This window comes from Pantoea sp. E2023-21 (assembly GCF_051302795.1).
Taxonomy (GTDB): Bacteria; Pseudomonadota; Gammaproteobacteria; order Enterobacterales; family Enterobacteriaceae; genus Pantoea; species Pantoea ludwigii_A.
On the sequence record NZ_CP195345.1, the window covers coordinates 716,566 to 736,591 of the forward strand.

At 54.8% G+C, this 20,026-nt stretch carries 21 protein-coding genes; 15 read left to right on the top strand and 6 right to left on the bottom strand.

The window, feature by feature from the left end; all coding sequences use genetic code 11:
* Positions 1-71: 71 nt before the first annotated feature.
* From ACRQ84_RS22225 to ACRQ84_RS22240, 4 genes are all read left to right on the top strand, one after another.
* The gene (locus tag ACRQ84_RS22225; protein WP_483818149.1) at positions 72-1,448 is read left to right on the top strand and encodes an aldehyde dehydrogenase family protein; all 1,377 of its coding nucleotides are present in this window, start codon (positions 72-74) and stop codon (positions 1,446-1,448) included.
* A gap of 191 nt (positions 1,449-1,639) precedes the next feature.
* On the top strand, positions 1,640-2,914 hold the full coding sequence (locus tag ACRQ84_RS22230; protein WP_064741381.1) for a nucleoside permease: 1,275 nt from the start codon (positions 1,640-1,642) through the stop codon (positions 2,912-2,914).
* A gap of 17 nt (positions 2,915-2,931) precedes the next feature.
* Entirely contained in the window at positions 2,932-3,954 is a 1,023-nt protein-coding gene (locus ACRQ84_RS22235; protein ID WP_483818527.1) for an ADP-ribosylglycohydrolase family protein, read from the top strand.
* Positions 3,941-4,921 carry a PfkB family carbohydrate kinase gene (locus tag ACRQ84_RS22240; protein ID WP_483818150.1) on the top strand — a complete coding sequence of 327 codons (981 nt, stop codon included), beginning with the start codon at positions 3,941-3,943 and terminating at the stop codon, positions 4,919-4,921. Before ACRQ84_RS22235 ends, ACRQ84_RS22240 begins: the two co-directional genes overlap by 14 nt.
* Here the strand turns inward: ACRQ84_RS22240 and ACRQ84_RS22245 are convergent.
* On the bottom strand, positions 4,908-5,648 hold the full coding sequence (locus tag ACRQ84_RS22245; protein WP_483818151.1) for a GntR family transcriptional regulator: 741 nt from the start codon (positions 5,646-5,648) through the stop codon (positions 4,908-4,910). The two genes, ACRQ84_RS22240 and ACRQ84_RS22245, sit on opposite strands and share 14 nt — an antisense overlap.
* Positions 5,649-5,836: 188 nt before the next feature.
* On the opposite strand from ACRQ84_RS22245, the gene ACRQ84_RS22250 reads away from it, so the two are divergent.
* Both ACRQ84_RS22250 and ACRQ84_RS22255 read left to right on the top strand, forming a co-directional pair.
* Positions 5,837-7,543: an Hsp70 family protein gene (locus ACRQ84_RS22250; protein ID WP_483818152.1), complete on the top strand. Its 1,707-nt coding sequence runs from the start codon at positions 5,837-5,839 to the stop codon at positions 7,541-7,543.
* Positions 7,540-8,919, top strand: a complete 1,380-nt coding sequence (locus tag ACRQ84_RS22255) for a J domain-containing protein (RefSeq protein WP_483818153.1) — start codon at positions 7,540-7,542, stop codon at positions 8,917-8,919. The genes ACRQ84_RS22250 and ACRQ84_RS22255 overlap by 4 nt, the downstream gene beginning before the upstream one ends.
* Positions 8,920-8,952: 33 nt before the next feature.
* Here ACRQ84_RS22255 and ACRQ84_RS22260 read toward each other — a convergent pair whose 3' ends face one another.
* Positions 8,953-9,138, bottom strand: coding sequence for a tautomerase family protein (locus tag ACRQ84_RS22260; RefSeq protein ID WP_064741376.1), 186 nt, complete (start codon positions 9,136-9,138; stop codon positions 8,953-8,955).
* Between the two features lie 166 nt (positions 9,139-9,304).
* Between ACRQ84_RS22260 and ACRQ84_RS22265 the strand changes: the two genes are divergently transcribed.
* The 4 genes from ACRQ84_RS22265 to ACRQ84_RS22280 are packed head-to-tail and all read left to right on the top strand — an operon-like array spanning position 9,305 to position 13,948.
* Positions 9,305-10,831, top strand: a complete 1,527-nt coding sequence (locus ACRQ84_RS22265) for an ABC transporter substrate-binding protein (RefSeq protein WP_483818154.1) — start codon at positions 9,305-9,307, stop codon at positions 10,829-10,831.
* On the top strand, positions 10,831-11,766 hold the full coding sequence (locus tag ACRQ84_RS22270) for an ABC transporter permease (protein WP_483818528.1): 936 nt from the start codon (positions 10,831-10,833) through the stop codon (positions 11,764-11,766). The genes ACRQ84_RS22265 and ACRQ84_RS22270 overlap by 1 nt, the downstream gene beginning before the upstream one ends.
* Positions 11,763-12,548: an ABC transporter permease gene (locus ACRQ84_RS22275; protein ID WP_483818155.1), complete on the top strand. Its 786-nt coding sequence runs from the start codon at positions 11,763-11,765 to the stop codon at positions 12,546-12,548. The genes ACRQ84_RS22270 and ACRQ84_RS22275 overlap by 4 nt, the downstream gene beginning before the upstream one ends.
* Positions 12,545-13,948 carry an ABC transporter ATP-binding protein gene (locus ACRQ84_RS22280; RefSeq protein WP_483818156.1) on the top strand — a complete coding sequence of 468 codons (1,404 nt, stop codon included), beginning with the start codon at positions 12,545-12,547 and terminating at the stop codon, positions 13,946-13,948. The genes ACRQ84_RS22275 and ACRQ84_RS22280 overlap by 4 nt, the downstream gene beginning before the upstream one ends.
* Here the strand turns inward: ACRQ84_RS22280 and ACRQ84_RS22285 are convergent.
* Positions 13,945-14,466: a GNAT family N-acetyltransferase gene (locus ACRQ84_RS22285; protein WP_483818157.1), complete on the bottom strand. Its 522-nt coding sequence runs from the start codon at positions 14,464-14,466 to the stop codon at positions 13,945-13,947. The genes ACRQ84_RS22280 and ACRQ84_RS22285 overlap by 4 nt on opposite strands.
* A gap of 288 nt (positions 14,467-14,754) precedes the next feature.
* Positions 14,755-15,303 carry a helix-turn-helix domain-containing protein gene (locus ACRQ84_RS22290; RefSeq protein WP_064741371.1) on the bottom strand — a complete coding sequence of 183 codons (549 nt, stop codon included), beginning with the start codon at positions 15,301-15,303 and terminating at the stop codon, positions 14,755-14,757.
* A gap of 102 nt (positions 15,304-15,405) precedes the next feature.
* Between ACRQ84_RS22290 and ACRQ84_RS22295 the strand changes: the two genes are divergently transcribed.
* Both ACRQ84_RS22295 and ACRQ84_RS22300 read left to right on the top strand, forming a co-directional pair.
* Complete coding sequence (locus tag ACRQ84_RS22295; RefSeq protein WP_483818529.1) at positions 15,406-16,080, top strand: AzlC family ABC transporter permease; 675 nt, start codon at positions 15,406-15,408, stop codon at positions 16,078-16,080.
* Positions 16,070-16,390: an AzlD domain-containing protein gene (locus ACRQ84_RS22300; protein WP_064741369.1), complete on the top strand. Its 321-nt coding sequence runs from the start codon at positions 16,070-16,072 to the stop codon at positions 16,388-16,390. The genes ACRQ84_RS22295 and ACRQ84_RS22300 overlap by 11 nt, the downstream gene beginning before the upstream one ends.
* On the opposite strand, the gene ACRQ84_RS22305 is transcribed toward ACRQ84_RS22300, so the two are convergent.
* Positions 16,372-16,914 carry a GNAT family N-acetyltransferase gene (locus tag ACRQ84_RS22305; protein ID WP_483818158.1) on the bottom strand — a complete coding sequence of 181 codons (543 nt, stop codon included), beginning with the start codon at positions 16,912-16,914 and terminating at the stop codon, positions 16,372-16,374. The genes ACRQ84_RS22300 and ACRQ84_RS22305 overlap by 19 nt on opposite strands.
* 93 nt (positions 16,915-17,007) lie before the next feature.
* Here ACRQ84_RS22305 and ACRQ84_RS22310 point away from each other — a divergent pair, with 93 nt between their 5' ends.
* Genes ACRQ84_RS22310 through ACRQ84_RS22320 form a run of 3 tightly spaced genes read left to right on the top strand, consistent with a single transcriptional unit; the run spans position 17,008 to position 19,236 of the window.
* Positions 17,008-17,478, top strand: coding sequence for a GNAT family N-acetyltransferase (locus ACRQ84_RS22310; protein ID WP_483818159.1), 471 nt, complete (start codon positions 17,008-17,010; stop codon positions 17,476-17,478).
* Positions 17,479-17,521: 43 nt separating this feature from the next.
* Positions 17,522-18,490 carry a magnesium/cobalt transporter CorA gene (gene corA / locus ACRQ84_RS22315; RefSeq protein ID WP_064741366.1) on the top strand — a complete coding sequence of 323 codons (969 nt, stop codon included), beginning with the start codon at positions 17,522-17,524 and terminating at the stop codon, positions 18,488-18,490.
* 59 nt (positions 18,491-18,549) lie between these two features.
* Entirely contained in the window at positions 18,550-19,236 is a 687-nt protein-coding gene (locus ACRQ84_RS22320; RefSeq protein WP_483818160.1) for a DJ-1/PfpI family protein, read from the top strand.
* A 42-nt stretch (positions 19,237-19,278) separates the two neighbouring features.
* Here ACRQ84_RS22320 and ACRQ84_RS22325 read toward each other — a convergent pair whose 3' ends face one another.
* Positions 19,279-20,010 (bottom strand): SDR family oxidoreductase, encoded by a 732-nt coding sequence (locus tag ACRQ84_RS22325; RefSeq protein WP_483818161.1) that lies wholly within the window; start codon positions 20,008-20,010, stop codon positions 19,279-19,281.
* Positions 20,011-20,026: the final 16 nt, after the last annotated feature.

Sequence of the window (20,026 nt, forward strand, 5' to 3'; positions counted from 1 at the left end):
TTAAGAAACTGCTGGTCGGCGTAAGGTGAACACCACTGAACATCATTTCACTTACGACGAGGACATCTTTCATGACTGACAACGTTATCTCCCGCAATCCAACGAATGGCGAAATCCTCGCAAGCTATCCATTTCAAAGCTCAGCAGAGCTGGAGAGTGCATTGCAACAAAGCGCCAGTGCATTTGCTGAGTGGCGCTACACCGACATGCCGCAGCGCGTAAAAGTATTGCGTCAGCTGGCTGAGCAAATCCGTCAACGTCAGGATGAGCTGGCTAAAATGGCCACGCTGGAAATGGGCAAACCTATTGCTCAGGCTCGCGCTGAAGTCCTGAAATGCGCCAACCTCTGCGACTGGTATGCCGAGCAAGGCCCGGCGATCCTTGCAGATAAACCCACACTGGTAGAAAACCAGCAAGCCTGGCAGTCGTTCCGTCCGCTGGGTGTGATCCTCGCGGTGATGCCCTGGAACTTCCCCTACTGGCAAGTACTGCGCGGCGCAGTCAGCATGTTGCTGGCAGGCAATACCTATGTACTGAAACATGCACCGAGCGTGATGGGATCCGCCAATCTGATGGCAACACTGTTTGATGCAACCGATCTGCCTAAAGGCGGCTTCACCGTGATCAACGTCGATAACGATGGCGTATCTGCCGCAATTAAAGATCCGCGTATTGCGGCTGTGGCAGTCACTGGCAGCGTACGTGCCGGCGCGGCCATTGCAGCGCAGGCCGGTGCGGTATTAAAGAAAACCGTCCTCGAACTGGGCGGCGCGGATCCTTTCATTGTACTTGCGGATGCAGACCTTGATGCTGCAGTAGCCTCAGCAGTCACAGGACGCTATCAGAACACCGGACAGGTGTGCATGGCAGCCAAGCGCTTCATTATTGAAGAAAGCGTCGCAGAAGCGTTTGAGGCACGTTTCAGCGCTGCGGTTCAGGCATTGAAAATCGGCGATCCTTTAGCGGAAGAAACCTACATCGGACCGATGGCGCGTTACGATCTGCGTGATGAGCTGGATAATCAGGTTCAGCAGACCATCAAGGAAGGCGCGCGGCTGGTATTAGGTGGCCATAAGATCGACGGTCCAGGCAACTATTACGCCCCGACGATTCTCGCCGATGTTACGCCAGCGATGACGGCTTTCCAGCAGGAAATATTTGGCCCGGTTGCGGCGATTACCCTCGCTCGAGATGCTCAGCATGCCCTGGAACTGGCTAATGACAGCGAATTCGGCCTTAGTGCAACCGTGTGGAGCGGCAATGAAGCGCTGGCCAACGAATTGGCGGAAAAACTGGAAACTGGCGCGGTATTCATCAACGGTAATGGCGCGTCGGATCCGCGTGTAGCGATTGGAGGCGTGAAAAAGAGCGGCTATGGCCGTGAACTGTCGAGCTTTGGCGTCCACGAATTCTGCAACATTCAAACGGTATGGAAAAACCGTCGCTGAGTATTATAGGGCGCGTCAGGCGCGCCCTCATTCACTTCTCCTCATCTACCTCCTTACCGTTACTTCCCATCTCAAACCGTTGCACTTCACTTAAAATGTTGTGGACAAGTTCAAAAAATCGGCCAGTGGTATTATATAGGTATTATCTCTGGTGTTAGATTGGCCCCACCTACACCGGGGAGTCCTTTTTAATGAAAACAACAATCCCAAAACTGTCATTCATGATGTTTCTTGAGTGGTTTATCTGGGGCGCATGGTTTGTGCCGCTGTGGGCATTTCTCAGCAAAAACGGCTTTTCGCCGGTTGAGATTGCCTGGTGCTACGCCTGTACATCGATAGCAGCCATTTTGTCGCCGATCCTTGTCGGATCGCTGGCCGATCGCTTCTTCCAGGCGCAAAAAGTGTTGTCGCTGCTCACAATCGTCGGATCGATTCTGATGTTCTTCGCAGCCCAGCAAACGCACTTCAGCGGCTTCTTCCCCCTGTTGTTGCTGTATGCACTGACTTACATGCCTACCATTGCCTTAACCAACAGCATCGCATTTTCACATGTTGCTGATGTAGAACGTGATTATCCACGCATTCGCGTCATGGGCACCCTTGGCTGGATTGCTTCAGGCATCGTCTGTGGTTTCCTGCCGCCGTTGCTAGGCTATGGCGATATCTCCGCGAGCAACGTGCCGTTGTTAATCACGGCAGCAAGCTCGCTGTTGCTGGGAATATTTGCTCTGATGCTGCCCGCAACGGAGCCGAAGAGTAGCGGAAAATTCAGCTTGCGCGTTGCGCTTGGTTTGGATGCGCTGCATCTGTTGAAGGATCGCAGTTTCCTCGTCTTCTTCGTCTGCTCCTTCCTGTTCAGCATGCCGCTGGCGTTTTACTACATCTTTGCCGAAGGCTATCTGACGGAAGTCGGTTTGCCGCATGCCACCGGCTGGATGACGCTCGGCCAGGTATCAGAGATCTTCTTCCTGCTGGCACTGCCGTTCTTCATTAAACGCTTTGGCATCGGCAAAGTACTCCTGCTCGGATTAACCACTGCCGCACTGCGCTATGTGTTTTTCGTGTTCGGCGGCGATCAAAACATGCTGACGTACGGCTTGCTGTTTATGGGCATTTTGCTGCACGGCGTCAGCTACGATTTTTATTTCATCACCGCTTACATCTACGTTGATAAGAAAGCACCTGTGGCGATGCGCAACGCCGCGCAAGGCCTGATTACGCTGGCCTGTCAGGGCATCGGCAGCCTGCTCGGTTATCGCCTTGGTGGCTATCTGATGCAGGAAATGTTCGCCTACGATCAACCACGCAACGGCCAGACTTTTAATTGGGCCGGCATGTGGATGTTCGGCAGCGTGATGATCGTCATGATTACCATCGCCTTTATTGTCCTGTTCCGAGACGGCAAAAAACGCAGCGATGAACTTACCGCTTTTGAAAATTCAGCAACCGCTGACAGCCATAAATAAGGGATTTCACTATGACGATGACAACGCAGGAAAAACGGATTTTAGGCGCGTTTTACGGCCAGGCGCTGGGCGATGCGATGGGCATGCCATCGGAATTGTGGCCGCGTTCGCGCGTGAAGCAGCACTTTGGCTGGATCGATCGCTTCCTGCCCGGTCCGGCTGAAAACAATGCTGCCTGCTACTTTGGCCGGGCAGCCTTTACCGATGACACCTCGATGGCGCTGGCATTAGCCGATGCGATCGTAACTCATGATGGCGAGATCAACGCGGAAACCATTGGCGCGAATATTTTGCAGTGGGCCGAGTCGTTTGATGCTTTTAACAAGAACGTGCTGGGGCCGACCTCAAAAATCGCGCTCAATGCCATGAAAGCAGGCACGCCGGTATCGCAGCTGGAGAATAACGGCATGACCAACGGCGCAGCGATGCGCGTATCACCGCTTGGTTGCCTGCTGCCAGCACGTGATTTATCCGCTTTCATTGATGCAGTAGCGCTGGCGTCGAGCCCAACGCATAAATCGGATGTCGCGATTTCCGGTGCCGCGGTGATTGCGTGGGCAGTTTCACGCGCCATTGATGGCGCAACCTGGACAACCATCCGCGATGAATTGCCCGCGATTGCCCGCGCGGCGCAGGAAAAGCGTGTCACTACCTTTAGCGCGTCCATGGCGGCACGTCTCGAACTGGCTTTAAACGTTGTCGCGCAGGGCAGGGGCGTGGAATCCACTCTGCAGCAGATTTACGATGTGGTGGGCACCGGAACCGCCACCATTGAATCGGTTCCGGCGGCGATTGCGATGGTGGAATTAGCAGAAACGAATCCGAACCGCTGCGCGATCCTTTGCGCTAATCTTGGCGGCGATACCGATACCATCGGCGCGATGGCGGTGGCTATTTGCGGCGCGCTGCACGGAATTGACAGCATCGACGTTGCGTTGAAAGCTGAGTTGGATGCCGCCAATGCACTGGATTTCACCCGCTACAGCGCCGCATTCACGCGTTTCCGCCAGCAGCGCGAGGCCGCTTATGTTGACGCCTGATGATCTGAATCGCCTTGAAAGTCGTATGCCGGTGCTGGTGGTTGGCGCGGCAGTTGTGGATGTGATTGCCGATGCCTACTCGTTGCCGCATCGTGGCAGTGATATTGAACTCCACCAGCAGGGCGTCAATGTGGGCGGCTGTGCGCTGAATGTGGCGATTGCGCTGCACCGGCTTGGCATCCCGTCAATTAATGCGCTGCCGCTCGGCAACGGCACCTGGGCGAGCATTGTGCGGCAGAAGCTAACGGAATATGGCATTCACAGCGTGCTGGAAACGGCAAAAGGTGACAACGGTTGGTGTTTAGCGCTCGTTGAACCCGATGGCGAGCGCACTTTTCTATCGGTGAGTGGTGTGGAAAATCAGTGGGATGCAGCGCTTCTGAACACGCTGCCGCAGCCGGATAATTGTTGGATCTACCTTTCCGGCTATCAACTCACCAGCAAAAGTGGGGACGTGCTGATCGACTGGCTGGAGCAACAAACCTCGGCCTATCAGTTGCTGGTGGATTTCGGCCCGCGTCTGGCGGATATCGGTAATGTGCAGTTCGAACGCATTATGGCGTGCCATCCACTGATTACAGTGAACAGGCAGGAAGCGGAACTGTTGTGGCATGAACGTCTGGCTCAGTCTGAACCCTTTGATGCGCAACAGTTATTGATGCGCTGGCAGCAGCGTTTTGGTGGCGCGATGGTGGTGCGTCTCGATAGCGAAGGCGCGGGTTACGTTAACGCGGAGACACAAGGCTGGATGCCGGCGCTGCCCACTAAAGTGGTGGATACCATCGGAGCGGGCGACAGCCACGCGGGTGGATTACTGGCGGGATTGGCTTCGGGCTGGCCGCTGGCAGAGAGCGTCGCGCTGGGCAACGCCGTGGCGTCTTATGTGGTGTCACAGCGCGGCGGCGATTGCGCGCCGGATCGCGCTACGTTAAACAGCTATTGGCAACAGCGGCTTACTCAGCAATAAACACATACATGTCGCTGCGACAGTAGCTAATGCTGTACTCCAGCGGATTGCCCTGCGCGTCTAACGCCAGTTGCTTGATAACCAGAACGGGTACGTTGTCGGGCAGGGCGATCTGCTGCTGTAGCGCCTCATCAGGCATGCGAGCACTCACTCTGCTTTGCGATTTCACCGGCAGGATGTGCTGCTGGTAGAAATAGTCGTAAAGTGAAATGCCTATCTCATCCACATCAGCGATGTAACGCGCCGGTACCCAGGATTCTTCCACCGACACCGCTAAGTGGTCGACATAGCGAATGCGCTTCAACTGATACACTTCGCTGCCTTTACTCAGCCCCAGCTTCTCGGCGATTCCTGCATCGCAGTGGATTTTGCTTTTATGAATCCACACGGTGTCGGGCTTTTTGCCACGCAATACTGCTTGTTGCGACAAGCCTTTTGGTTCTTTCAGTGAATATTCGAACTGGCTACAAATCTGCGTACCGTAGCCACGAGAACGCAATACTACGCCCTCTTTTTCCAGCGCATCCATGGCTTTACGTACCGTAATGCGCGAAATACTCAGCGACTGGCTGAAATCTCGTTCACTCGGCAGAATCTCTTCATTGACTAATACGCCATCTCGCACCGCATCTTTGATCGCCATAGCGAAACGCTTGTACAGCGGTGTGCGGCTGTCATCGGCAAGGATAGAAGTAAGCCGCGAAAATAGTGCAGTTTGGTCGGTCATAGCGTGCTAGTTCACTCAATTTGATAGGCGGCAGAACCGCTATGATACTGACTTTTCGCCTTATCTTCATTGCAAGAGATAACGGCGTGTAAAGGCTAAAGATCCTGGCTGTGTCGCCGATAAGCACGTTAATAATACCCAGATTAACTATCAAAATAGTGCATCTGAGGGTAATGAACCTCAAAGGAATGAATATGGCCACCAGACAGGTTATAGGAATTGATCTTGGCACCACAAATAGTGCAGTCGCTGTGTGGCGTGAAGGAAAACCGCAATTAATAGCTAACACCGCAGGAAGCCTGCTCACGCCTTCTGTGGTGGGACTTGACGATGAAGGTCACCTGATTATCGGACAAGCTGCACATCATCGGCTCAGTACACACCCGCACCTCACACAAGCCAGTTTTAAGCGCTATATGGGCACAGAAGCGACTTTATCTCTCGGTTCGCACTTATTTCGCGCTGAAGAACTCTCCGCCATATTATTGCGACAGCTAAAGCAGGATGCAGAAAACGCGCTGGGTGAGGAGATTTCTGATGCGGTAATTACCGTTCCTGCTTATTTCAATGATGTGCAGAGACGCGCCGTGAAAACCGCCGGAAAACTGGCTGGACTCAACGTTTTGCGGCTGCTGAATGAACCTACCGCAGCCTCGCTCGCCTTTGGCTTGCTGGAAAACCGCGAACAAAAATACCTGACATTCGATTTAGGCGGCGGCACCTTTGATGTCTCAATCATTGATATGTTTGACGGCGTCGTCGAAGTTCGTGCCAGTAGTGGCGACGTACAGTTAGGAGGCGATGACTTCAGTGAAGCGATATGCCAGTGGATGTTAAACAAGTACCCTGCTTTGAAAGACGCTTTACCCGCAGTGAAACCTGCTTTGCTGGCGCAGGCAGAAAACCTGAAACGCGGCTTGAGTCATCATGTTGAGGACAGCGCAGAGCTTCTCTGGCAGGGCGAAACATGGCGATGGACCTTAGATGAAAAGCAGCTCAGTGAATGTTGCCAAACATTAATTACTCGCCTGCAGCAGCCGGTGATACAGGCTTTGCATGACGCTCGTTTTTCACTTAAAGATCTCGATCATGTCTTACTGGTGGGCGGCGCGACGCGAATGCCGCTGGTGCGTCAGGCCGTTGCTCGCCTGTTTGGCCGCTTCCCTCGTCATGATCTTCATCCCGATGAAGCCGTAGCACTTGGTGCGGGTGTTCAGGCAGGAATGGTGATGAAAGATGCCGCTGTTGAAGACATCATTTTGACAGATGTTATGCCTTTTTCGCTTGGCATGGAGACCGTTAAAGAGAGCTACGGTCAGCTGGAAGAGGGATTTTTTCTGCCGTTGATCGAGCGCAATACATGGCTTCCGGTCAGTCGCAGTAAGACAGTGCAAACCGTCTCTGATAACCAAACACACGTGTTGTTAAAGGTCTATCAAGGCGAAGGTCGTCGGGTTAAAGATAATGTTTACCTGGGAGAAATGCGCATTGACGTGCCATTGCGTAAAGCAGGGGACGTTTCATTAGATGTGCGTTTCACTTATACGCTGGATGGTCTGCTGGAAGTTGAGTGTCAACACGATAAGAGTCTCATACCTTCGCGGCTGGTGATTGAAAAAGTCCCCGGTCAGATGAGTGCGGAACAAATTGAAGCGAGCTTACACAAGCTGGGTGAATTAAAACAACATCCACGCGATCGCCAGGAAAACCAAGCGTTGCTGGTGCGGGGTGGACGTTTGTATCAATTCCTGCTCGGAGAAGAGCGTGCCTGGATTGATAACGTGATTCATGCTTTTGAGCTGGCTTTAAATAGTCAGGATGAGCGGCGTATTGCCGATGTACGGCAAAAAGTGGTTGAGGCACTGGCCCGCTTTGATGAGGTAACACCGCAATGAGTCACTGGCAGATTCTCGATATTGAACCCACACAGGATGAGGCGCTCATTCGCCGCGCTTATTCACGGCTGCTAAAAACGCATCGACCTGACAGCGATCCTGAAGGCTATCAGCGGTTAAGAGAAGCTTTTGAACAGGCTAAAAACTGTGCTGCGGACGCGGCGCTCGAGGCTGAAACGCGGGATGAGGATGAAACGGCTGGCGCTGAATTCAGCAGTGTGGTGAGCGCACTACAAATGGATGAGTGGCTGGCAACGACAGATGTCTCGCAAGCAAATGGGGATTTATCCAATTACGCGTTTACCCTTACGCCGCTCTACACCCGTGAAGAGCTCGCCAGGCTGGCAAAACTGTTGATTGATGAAGAGATGCAAGGCATTAAATCGCTGAGAGGGTTGTACCAGCGCGTCTGCAGCGAGGGCAATTTGCTACAACAGCAGCAGTTTCACAACGATTTGGCAGCCGTGCTCGCTGAACAACCTGAACTCACGGATGGATTGTTGCAGCGGATAAGCGATGAACTCGGGTGGGGATTAGATGATTACAACGTCCATTTACTCTCTGAACACATGCAGCAGGCACTCGGCTGGCAAGTGCGCAACACCGAGCGGGAACAAGCCTGGAAAAAGCTCACTAATGAAAGTGTAAACGGCAGTTTTATGCCGCGGACTGCCGTTACGTTGCTGCTCAGCGATCGAACAGAGATGCCTTTCTGGGCGCGTTTAGTGCCAGGACTTGTGACTCAAATGTCGCAGCGTGTGAATGCCTTATATGCAACATTTCCTGAGCTCCTCGAACGAATTAATCCTGCGATGCTGGAGTTTATGGGTTCTGAGCGGATTACGTTGAGCTGGCGCGGCATTTTTCTGATGGTTTTTTGGCTGGTTATGTTCCATTTCCTGCTGCCCGGAGCGTTAGTCACTTCCGTTACGGGCTGGATGGGAATGGGATTGGTGCTGTTTTATCTCTATTTCAGCGACATGATTATGTGTGGCTTACAGCGGCGACCACGCATGCTTGAAGCATTTTTGACAATGGAATGTCTGTTTTCAGCCTTGTTGCTTTGCCTGTTATGTTTTTCCGGTTTATACATCATCATTAACGACTTACCCGGTAAATGGCCTGGCGGAATGCCTTATGTTTTCCTGCTTATCATCGAATTTATGATCTTTTGGTCAGTATGGCCGCGAAATGTTGTGGGGATAAGGAGGCCTGGAATTGCGATGAGCCAGTTAATCAGCACGCCATGGCGCTTGATGCAAAGATTAGATTACGCGCCCATTTCATGGCCGCTGACTGCGGTATTCAGTGTATTTTTATATAAGCTTCTAATTTTAATCCTAAAAATACCTTCGCAGCTTTCACCTTACTGGTAAAAAAAGAGGCAGAGATTTCTGCCTCGCTGCTTTTCAGCGTTCATCAAACGGCACGCCGCCTTTCGACTTATGGTGTTTTGGCGTTTCAATAATGGAAACCGTCACTGAATTAGCGTCGATCTCAAACGAATCTGCCACCGCGGCAGTGACGGCTCTCAGCAACTTCTTCTTCTGCTCAACCGTGCGACCTTCCGCCGCATACACAATGATTTCTGGCATATCTGCTGCTCCTTAAAAAAATGTTCGTTTGCAGCATACCGCAGCCAAAGCCCTGCGTGCAGCGGCAATCACCCGTCTTTGTCGCCAATCTGTGTTGAAATGTGTATTGTTATGTTATAACGTAATTAACTCTTTTAATATGTAGCGGCTTCAGTCGGAAATCATAATGAAATCAATGAAAAATTTGCTTATCGCTGCGGCGTTAGGCCTGGCTTCTTACGCCTCAATGGCGGCGGAACATCAGGATAAACCGGTGCGGATTGCGGCGCCGTTTGAAATCAAAGGCACCGATCCGGCGCTCTCTGGCGACATTTTGTTGCGCATGGATGTGGTGGAAACGCTGGTGGAGGTCAACGAACGTGCTGAGCCCATTCCTGCGCTGGCGCAAAGCTGGCAAGTTTCCGCTGATGGTCTGAACTGGCAAATTACGCTGCGTGATAACGTGCGTTTCCATGATGGATCGCCGCTGGATGCGGCCGCCGTAGTGAAATCACTGAATACCGCGCGCAGCAAAGCAGGTTTGCTGGATAAAACCCCCATCACCGCTATCAGCGGGGAAGGGCAACGCGTCACGATTTCCTTGCGCGAACCTTTTACGCCGCTGCTGTCGGTACTGGCTGAAAGCCGTTCGCAGATTCTGGCGCTCGCCAGTTGGGATGCGCAGGGCAATATTACCCGCATCATCGGCAGCGGACCGTTTATCTTGACCTCGTTCCAGCCGCCGCAGTCGCTGGCGGTAAAGCGTTTTGACGATTACTGGGGCGAAAAACCGGCGATTAAGGCGGCCAGCTATCTCTCATCCGGGCGCGCCGAAACCCGCGCATTGCTGGCGGAAAGCGGTGACGCGGATTACGTTTTCAACCTTGATGCGGCCAGCCGTCAGCGTTTAGCTCGTAAACCGTCGCTGCAACTGCCTTCCATCCCGGTGCCGCGCACGTTGATGCTGAAAGTGAATCCGGGCGATGCGCTGTTAGCCGAACAGCCGGTGCGTGAAGCGATCAGCCTGGCGATTGACCGTAACGCGCTGGCGATGGCAGTGCTGCGTTACCCTGGCGCGGCCAGCCAGCTATTCCCGCCGAATATGGGTGAATGGCATAACAGCGCACTGCAACCGCTGCAGTACAATCCGCAGCAGGCGACACGGCAACTGCAAGCCGCAGGCTGGAAAATGGGTGCGGATGGCGTGTTAGCGCGTAACGGTCAGCGCTTTAGTGTGACGCTACTGACATTCCCCGATCGTCCCGAACTGCCGCTGATGGCGATGGTGATCCAGCAGCAGCTGCGTAAAGTCGGCATTGAGGTGAAGATCAACTCTACCAACGCCAGCGAAATTCCGGCACAGCATCACAGCAATCGTCTGCAACTGGCGCTATTTTCCCGCAACTTTGCGCTGACACCCGATCCAACTGGCACGTTACTGCAGGATTACGCGGAGAAGGGCGGTGACTGGGGCGCAATGAACTGGCATCCGGCCGGTTTTAGCACGGCGTTGCACACCTTAACGCAATCCACCGATGCGGCTGAACGAGCGCAGGCGCGTAACCTGATTACCGCGTCTTTACAGCAGGATTTACCGGTGATCCCGCTTGCCTGGTATCAGCAATCGGCCGCCATCAACAGCAAGCTGAAAAACGTCACGCTCGATCCCTTTGAACGCCACTTTGGTCTGCGCCACATGGAGTGGGAGCAATGATGATTAAGCTTCTTGGCTGGCGCTTAGCGCAGGCAGTTTTTGTTGTACTGGCGGTGGGTTTACTCACCTGGTTTTTGGTGCAGGCCTTGCCCGGCGATATGGCATGGCGCATTGCCAGCGGCCGCTATGGCTACGATCGTGTAGATGCCAGTGCGGTGGCACGTGTGCAGCAGGAACTAAGCGGCTCGCTGCAGCAAGGCAGCGCGTTGTTGCACTGGCTATACGATCTGCTGCAGTTCAACTTTGGTCGATCGCTGGTCTCCGGCGAGCCGGTGATGGATGAACTGCGCTGGCAGCTGAGCCAAACGCTGGCACTGGCAGGCACATCGTTGCTTCTGACGATATTGCTCACCTTGCCGCTGGGCATTTGGGCCGGATGTCACGCAAATGGCAAGCTCGATCGTGCGTTGTTCTGGCTCAGCGCGCTGCTGAAATCCGTGCCGCATTTTGCCCTTGGCATGTTGCTGATTGTGCTGCTGGCACTGCAGCTTGATTGGCTACCGAGCGCCGGGCACGGCGAACTGCGTCATTTTCTGTTGCCATCCTTGACGCTGGCATTGTCGCTTACCGCGGTAGGTGTGCGCGTAGTGCGTGAAGCCACCTATCAGGTTGTCACATCGGGCTATTACCGCTGGGGCGCGCAGAAAGGTTTAGCACCCGCGACACGCTTACGGCGTCACGGGGTGCGAAATCTGGCATCGCCGGTGTTGACCTGGTTCGGCATGCAGTTTGTCTGGCTGGTGGAAGGCGTGGTGGTGGTAGAAACGCTGTTTGCCTGGCCCGGCATGGGGCACGCGCTGGTACATGCCATCTTCGCCCGTGATGTTCCGGTGATTCAGGCCAGCGCCATGGCGCTCGGACTGCTGTTTGTACTGCTGAATATGCTGGTGGATGCGGGTTGTTATCTGCTTGATCCTCGGGGAGCGCGCGCATGAGCCTGTCAATTTCGCGTCTGCTAGGTCTGCTGATGTTGTGCTTGCTACTTGGATTCGCCTTCCTGTTACCTCTGATTGATCGCGGTGATCCGCTGGAACAGGATCTGCTGCGGATACTGCATGCGCCCAGCAGCGGCAGCCTTCTCGGGTTTGATCATCTTGGTCGCGACATGCTGCCGCGCCTCAGTGCAGCATTGCGTCTCTCGCTCGGCCTCGCGGCGTTGTGCGTGATGAGCGCGATGATGGCAGGCGTAGTGACTGGCGTGCTCAGCGCGGTGTATGGCGGCTGGCTTGATCGACTGATCAGCCTGCTCGGCGATATGTGTCTCGCGCTGCCGGGGTTATTGCTGGTGCTCCTGTTAGCGGCGATTGCACCTGATTCGCCCGGCATGCTGTGGTTGGGGATTTCGCTGGTGCTGTGGGTGGAGTTCTTCCGCGTGACGCGCGCAACGTTGCGTCCGATAGTGCATGCGCCAGGCATGCAAGCCTCAAGGCTATTGGGTTTCTCCGCGTTCTATCGCTTCCGCCGTCACCTGTGGCCTGCGTTAGCGCCGATATTAATGACATTGATACTTTTTTCGTTTAGCAGCGCCATCATGGCCGTATCAGCCCTGGGTTTTATCAGCGTTGGCGTACGTCCGCCCACGCCAGAACTGGGATTGATGATGACCGAACTGCTGCCGTTCGCGTGGGAAGCACCGTGGCTATTACTGCAACCGGTGACTGCGCTGTTTCTGCTGCTGATCAGCCTGAATCTGTTGATGCACAAGGAGAGGAAATGAAAGGATTGCATGCGATCGGTATCACCGTCACAACGTCCAGCGCTACGCTGGTGGAACCGGTGAATCTCACCTTGCTGCCGGGCCAACCGCTGACCTTGCTAGGGGAAACCGGCTCGGGTAAAAGTCTGCTGGCGCAGGCGATGATGGGGATTTTGCCCGACGATTTACAGGCCAGCGGCACGCTGATCATCAACACGCGCCGTTTTACTCTGCCGCAGGATGTCGCGTTGTTGCGCGAATTATGGGGCCGCACGTTAGCATCGCTGCCACAGGAGCCGTGGTTGTCGCTTGATCCCACCATGCCGATAAAGCAGCAGGTAGCAGAAGGCTATCGTTTTGTGCGCGGTCAGGGAAAGGCAGCCAGCGCTATCGCCGCCAGCAACGATTTGCAGCAGCTTGGCTTAGAGGACGCAGCACCGCGTTTTCCATGGCAACTTTCCGGCGGGATGGCGCAGCGCGCCGCTTTTGCCGCGGCACGCGCAGGGGGGGCGGAGATACTGATTGCTGACGAGCCGACCAAAGGACTGGATGTGGCGCGTCGTGATGAGGTTGCGTCTTTGCTGCGTCGTGAAGTGGCCGACGGCGGCACGCTGCTTACCATCACCCACGACATCGCGCTGGCCCGCCAGTTGGGCGGTGAGGTTATCGTGATGCACAAAGGCAAGGTGATCGAGCAGGGTAGGGCAGAACAGGTGCTACATACGCCGCAGCAAGAGTACACGCGTGAGTTACTCGCTGCTGATCCAGCGGCCTGGTCAACGCGGCAACAAACTTTGGTGGGCAGCAAACCAGTGGTAAGTGCTGAAGGTATCCGCTTACAGCGCGGCGCTAAAACGCTCGGCGTGCCGCAAAACATTATCCTGCACGCGGGGGAAGTTGTGGGATTGCACGGCGCCAGCGGCAGCGGAAAAAGTAGCTTTGGCGATGTGCTACTCGGACTGTTAACGCCGCAGCAAGGGCAAGTGACGCGCCATGCGGCGGTAGATGCGCTGAAATATCAAAAGATTTATCAGGACCCATCAGCGCTGTTTCCGCCGACCCGCACGTTAGCGCAAAGCCTGAACGATGTGTTGCGCCGTCATCGCATTGCCTCCGCGCGGCGGGATGCGCTGATGGAGCAGCTGGCGCTGGCACCGGAATTGTTGACACGTCGGCCCGATTCACTCTCGGGGGGCGAGCTGCAGCGCTTCTCGCTGTTACGCGTGATGCTGCTGGATCCGGTATTTTTGTTCGCCGATGAACCTACATCGCGTCTGGATCCGCTGGTGCAGCAGCAAACCATCCAGCTCATCACCTCGCTGGCGTGTGAGCAGCAGTGCGCTGTGTTACTGGTGAGTCACGATCGCGATCTGCTGGAAAAGAGCTCGCATCGGGTGATCGCGATGCAGGCGGTCGCTTAACGTTCTGGTGGCTGGCTATCGCCGTGACCCAGCGATCGTTGCATCACCACGGTGTCTAGCCAGCGGCCATGTTTGAATCCCACCGACTTCATTACACCGGTATGCTCAAAACCGAGCGCCCGGTGTAATCCCAGCGAACCTGCGTTTGCGCTGTCGCCTACAATGGCAATGATTTGGCGAAATCCTGCCGCTTCCGCTAATGCAATGGCTTTTTGCAACAGGGCGCGGCCGATGCCTTTGCCGGTTTGCTGTTGATCGAGGTAAATCGAATCCTCCAGCGTAAAACGATAGGCATAGCGCGGGCGATAGGGCGCAAGATAGCAATAACCCAGCACGTGATCATTCTCCTGCGCCACCAGCCAAAACCCGCCGCGCTGCTGCACATCCTGCACGCGATTTTGCATTTCGCTCGCCGAGGGGGGGTCGGTTTCAAAGGTCGCTGTGCCGTGCAGCACGTGCCAGGCGTAGATTTTCTGAATAGCGGCGGCGTGATGGGGTCGGGCGGGAAGAATGTCCATATGTTCCTGATTTTTAGCGGAGAAGCTCACAGCATGCCACTGCGCCGCACGCTAATCACCGGATTTAACAATAGGAAATTGTGATGGATAATCTACAACCTCTTAGCGTCGCCATCGAAGGCGTAATGCCGATCATTTAAGCCCCGTTTTATTTACCGCACATTCCGTAGCGGCGCGATTTATCGCGCAATAAATTGCGCCGCTACAATATGCGCGCCAGGTAGTTGGGGTTTTCATCTCTTAACTGTCAAGCATTACGCCATTGATGGCGACCTTGAGTAAGCGCGATCAGTTCTGCTCCGACAGCTGCACCGCCATGGTATCCGCCTCTAACGCTTCAAATACATGCGGTTCATCGGCGGGATAGCACATGTAGTCGCCCGGAAGCAGTTCGACCGGCGCATCGCGCGGCCCCACCAGCGCACGGCCACGCGCGATGATCACATGCTCCACCGAGCCCGGCGGATGCGGTTTTGAGTCGCGCGGCGCGCCAGGTTGGCAGGTGACCAAATAAAGATCGCGGCGTCCGCCGGGGGGACAACTAGCCAGCAATGCAGCCTGATAATCCGCCATCTCTGCGGAAACAATCATGCCTTCGCCACGACGGATCACTTGCAAACGTTTTACGTCCGGTTCCATCAATCGCGCAAAAGGGATATTAAGCGCCACGCACAGCGCCCACAACGTTTCAAGGCTGGGATTGCCATTACCGGCTTCGAGTTGTGACAGTGTTGATTTGGCGATCCCGGCGCGACGCGCCACTTCTGTCAGTGAAAGCCCCGCGCGCTGACGTTCGCGCAGTAATCCGACAGCAATAATATCAATTGGCGTGGTCAAACCTACTCCTGTTCTTTATAACGAACGTTTTGTTCGTCTTGTAAAACAATTCTGACGCGTTCATTATAACGTCTTTCCTGTTCGATATGAGATCAAATTGTGATGCGTCTGGGTGCAGTGCCGCTTGATCGCGGCGTAATAAAAGCCATCTTCCTGGTATGTCTGGCCGACGGTATTGTCGGGCTTTCTTACGGTTCGCTGGCGGCGGCCGAAGGGTTTCCGCTGTGGGTGCCCATCGCACTCTCCACGCTGGTTCTGGCGGGCGCATCGGAGTTCCTGTTTATCGGCATCGTGGCGGGTGGCGGCAGTCCGCTGACGGCAGCGGCGGCGGGTCTGCTGGTTAACGCACGTCATCTGCCATTTGGCATTGCGGTCAAAGATTTGGTGGGTAAAGGCAGCCGCAGCTTGCTGGGTTGCCACATTATGAATGATGAAAGCGTGGTGTTTGGTATATCTCAGCCGAAACTGGCGCAGCGACGCGCCGCGTACTGGATTTGCGGTTTAGGTATCTTCACCATCTGGCCGCTGTCGGTCATCGGCGGCGCGGCGATCGGGCGTTTCATTCCCGATGTATCGGCCATTGGTCTGGATGCGGTATTTCCGGCGATTTTGATTGCCCTGATTTTCCCGGCGCTACGCCAGCGTCGCACGCTGATCCCCGCCTCGCTTGGCACCGTGCTGTCTGTGCTGGCGACGCCCTTTGTGCCAGCGGGCATGCCAGTGTTGTTTTCACTGTTGGGATTACTGAGCTGGCGGGAGCGTAAAAATGCAAAATAATCTGATCATTGGCGGCATTGCGCTTCTGGCGGTGGGCACTTATGCGATCCGCTTTGCCGGTTATCGTCTGGGCAGCCGCATGCAGATGTCGGATCGCGCTCGCAATATGCTGTCCGATGCCGCCACCGTTTTGCTGCTGGCGGTGGCCGTAACCACCGCGCTGTTTGAAGGCACGCACTTTGCCGGTGTGGCGCGCATCACCGGCGTGCTGTTTGCAGTGTTTCTCGCCTGGCGTCGCACACCGCTTATCCTCGTGATTATCGGTGCCGCGTTGATGACTGCGCTGTTGCGCTATTTGGGCGTACCCTGATCGCGCCAGGTTTGTGCGCGTAATTCATACACCAAACTGGCGGGTGCGCCCGGAACATCGTAAACCTGGTCGTAACAGCGCAGACCCGCCTTTTCCAGCACCTGCTGTGACGCGAGATGATCGTGACGCACCGCCGCATCAATCACCGTAAGCTGACATTCATCGAAGCCGTAAGCGATCACCGTTCGGGCGAACTCGGTGGCGTACCCTTTTCCCCACGCCTCTTTTGCCAGACGATAGCCAAGATTGTTTACCGGCCTGCCAGCAAACTCGCGCACCGTTAAGCCGCCAAATCCCAAAACCTTATCTGGCTGTTCACGCAGACAGATTGCCCAGTTGCCAAAGGGAAAGGATTGCCAGTGTGCCAGCCAGCGATTTAACACTTCTTGAGCACAGGCTAAATCGGGAAACGGGCCGGCCGGATTAAACATGTTGGTATCCGGATCGCCATAGATGGCAAACAGCCGTTGAACATCGTTGGGCTCAACCGGGCGGAGAAACAAGCGAGAGGAGGTGAGTTGCATGATCGTAACCTTTTGTAGCCGGATTCGGCGTTATCTTCCTGATGAGTTTTGCTACTGTGATACTCCACGGATTACTAGCATAGAGGAAAACGAATGAAACCGCGTTTAGCCCGCTGTGATGAAACGGCCGTACTGTGGCGCATCCGTAATCTTGCCATTCGCCACGGTTGTCAGGCGGTTTATCCGGCTGATGTCATCGCCGCATGGACGCCAGATGCGCTGCCATCCGGCTATTTCGAGGCGGTAAAAAGCAATCCGTTTTATGTGGTAGAGGATCCTGAACATGGCGTGGCCGCAACCGGTTTCCTCGATCTGCATAGCGGCAGCGTTGAAGCGATCTTTACCTTGCCCGCCTGCAACGGCAAAGGTTATGCCAGCGTAATCATGCAGGCGATTATCGATGAAGCGCGTCAGCGTGGTTTTACGCAACTGACGCTCGCCGCCACGCCCAACGCCAGTGGTTTCTATCGTCGCCACGGTTTTCGCGTGGTGCGGGAAGCGCTTTATCCCTCGGCGCTGGCGCAAGCCGATCTTCCTTGCGTAGAAATGGTACGCGAGCTTTAAGGCTAAAATGAAATACAGTACAAACAACAAGGATCGCGTGAATATGGTAATTAACTGCGTAGCGTATCGCCACGGCAAGCGCGAAGAACATGTCGATATCGCCGACATTAGTGAAGTACTAAAAGAAGAGAAATCCTTCGTCTGGATGGGATTGTACCAACCTGAACCGGCCTTTATGCAGACGCTGCAGCAGGAGTTTAGCCTGCACGAACTGGCGATTGAAGATGCGCTGGTGGCACATCAGCGACCGAAGATCGAGCAGTATGGCGATTCGGTATTTATCGTGGTAAAAACCGCCCACATGGATGATTTGCAGCGCATCACCTTCGGTGAAACCCACTTCTTCCTCGGCAAAAACTTCCTGATCACTGTGCGTCACGGTTCTTCGGAAGGCTATGCAGACATCCGCACCAAAGCCGAAAAGAACCAGGCATTACTGTGTGAAGGACCGGGTTATGCGCTCTATTGCATCCTCGATTTTATCGTTGATAACTACAGCAAAATCACCGAATCACTTAACGATCGCATCAGTGGTCTGGAAGAGGGCATGTTCACCACGCGTTTCGACAGCGACGCGCTGCAAAACGTTTATCACTTGCGCCGTGAACTGCTGGCACTGCGCAATGCGGCGCTGCCTGTGACAGAGATCTGCCAGCAGCTGGTGCGCTTCCATGAAGATATTATTCCGAAAAATCTGCGCGCCTATCTGCGTGACGTGCAGGATCACGCGCATCACGTGATGATCGATGCGGAAGATATGCGCGAAATGCTCACTAGCGCGATGCAGGTCAATCTGGCGCTGGTGTCGGTGCAGCAAAGCGAAGTGAATAAGAAGCTCGCCGGCTGGGGGGCGATTCTGATTGTACCGACCATTATTTTCAGCATGTACGGCATGAACTTCCCGGACATGCCAGAATTGCACACGCATTTTGGTTATCCCGCGGTGGTGGGCGTAACGGTCGTCATCTGCTGCGTAATGTGGTGGCGGCTGAAAAAAGCGGGTTGGTTGTAGTATGCAGGACTTCACCTTCATTATTTGAGTTAGGTCATGCCATTCTGGAGCGTCAAAACATGTTTAATATCGGCCTGCTGCTGTTCCCCAACCTCACGCAACTTGATCTCACCGGTCCGTGGGAAGTGTTTGCCCGCCTGCCCAACGTTAACAGCTATCTGATTTGGAAAGATCGCCAGCCGGTGATGTCCGATCGTGGTCTGGCGATTCTACCAACTACGACGTTCCAGGATTGCCCCCCGCTGGATCTTATCTGCATTCCCGGTGGTCCCGGCCAAATTGCGTTGATGGAAGATGACGAAACGTTGGGGTTTGTGTGCCGCATGGCGGAAAGCGCAAAGTGGGTCACATCGGTATGTACTGGTTCACTGGTGTTAGGCGCAGCAGGCTTGTTGCAGGGATATCGCGCGACGTCGCATTGGGGGTCACTTGAACAACTCAGCTTACTCGGGGCTACGCCGGTGGCAGAACGTGTGGTGCGTGACCGCAATCGTATCACTGGGGCGGGCGTAACATCGGGCATCGATTTTGCCTTAAGCGTGGCGGAAGCGCTTATGGGGCGTCAAATAGCGGAAAATATCCAGCTGCAGATGGAGTACGATCCGGCGCCACCGTTCAACTCAGGTTCGCCACGCAGCGCCTCGCCGGAAAGGTTAGCAGAGGCAAAACTCCAAATGCAGGACTTCATTGCTCGCCGACGCGCGGCAACCGAACGTGCCGCGGCGCGGCTCAAACGCAACGGATGAAAACGGGCGATTTCAGCCTGAAATCGCCACGGGTTTGAACCCTTAATGTGCGCTGGCAGTAGGGCGCACGGTGATTTCATTGATATCTACGTCGCCAGGCTGATCGATGGCCCAACTAACTGCTTTGGCAATAGCTTCAGGCTTGAGCGCAATCTGGCGATAGCTCTTCATTGCTTCACGCGCGGTGTTATCGCTGATGGTATCGGCGAGTTCAGATTCAACCACGCCGGGATTGATCACTGTCACCCGCAGTTGCTGCGATTCCTGGCGCAGACCATCGGAAATGGCGCGCACGGCGAACTTGGTGGCGCAGTAAACGGCTGCGGTTGGCGAAACGGTTAGTGCGCCAATCGAGGCGATGTTGATGATGTGACCAAACTGCTGCGTATGCATGGTTGGCAGCACCGCCGCGATGCCGTAGAGCACACCACGAATGTTGACGTCCAGCATCAAATCCCACTCTTCGACTTTCAGTGCGCTCATCGGTGACAGCGGCATCACGCCCGCGTTATTGATCATCACATCAATGCGGCCATATTTTTCCAGCGCAAAGTCTGCCAACTGCTGCACATCAGCGCGCTGCGTGACATCGCTGGCGAGATAATCCACGCTTGCACCGGCTAACCGCAGTTCATTGCACAAAGTCTCCAGACGATCGGTGCGGCGCGCACCGAGTACCAGTTGATGTTCTTGCTGCGCTAAATGGCGCGCAATGCCTTCACCAATACCGCTGCTGGCACCGGTTAAAATAATCACTTTTTTCGCTGTGTTCATGCTGCACTCCTCGTTA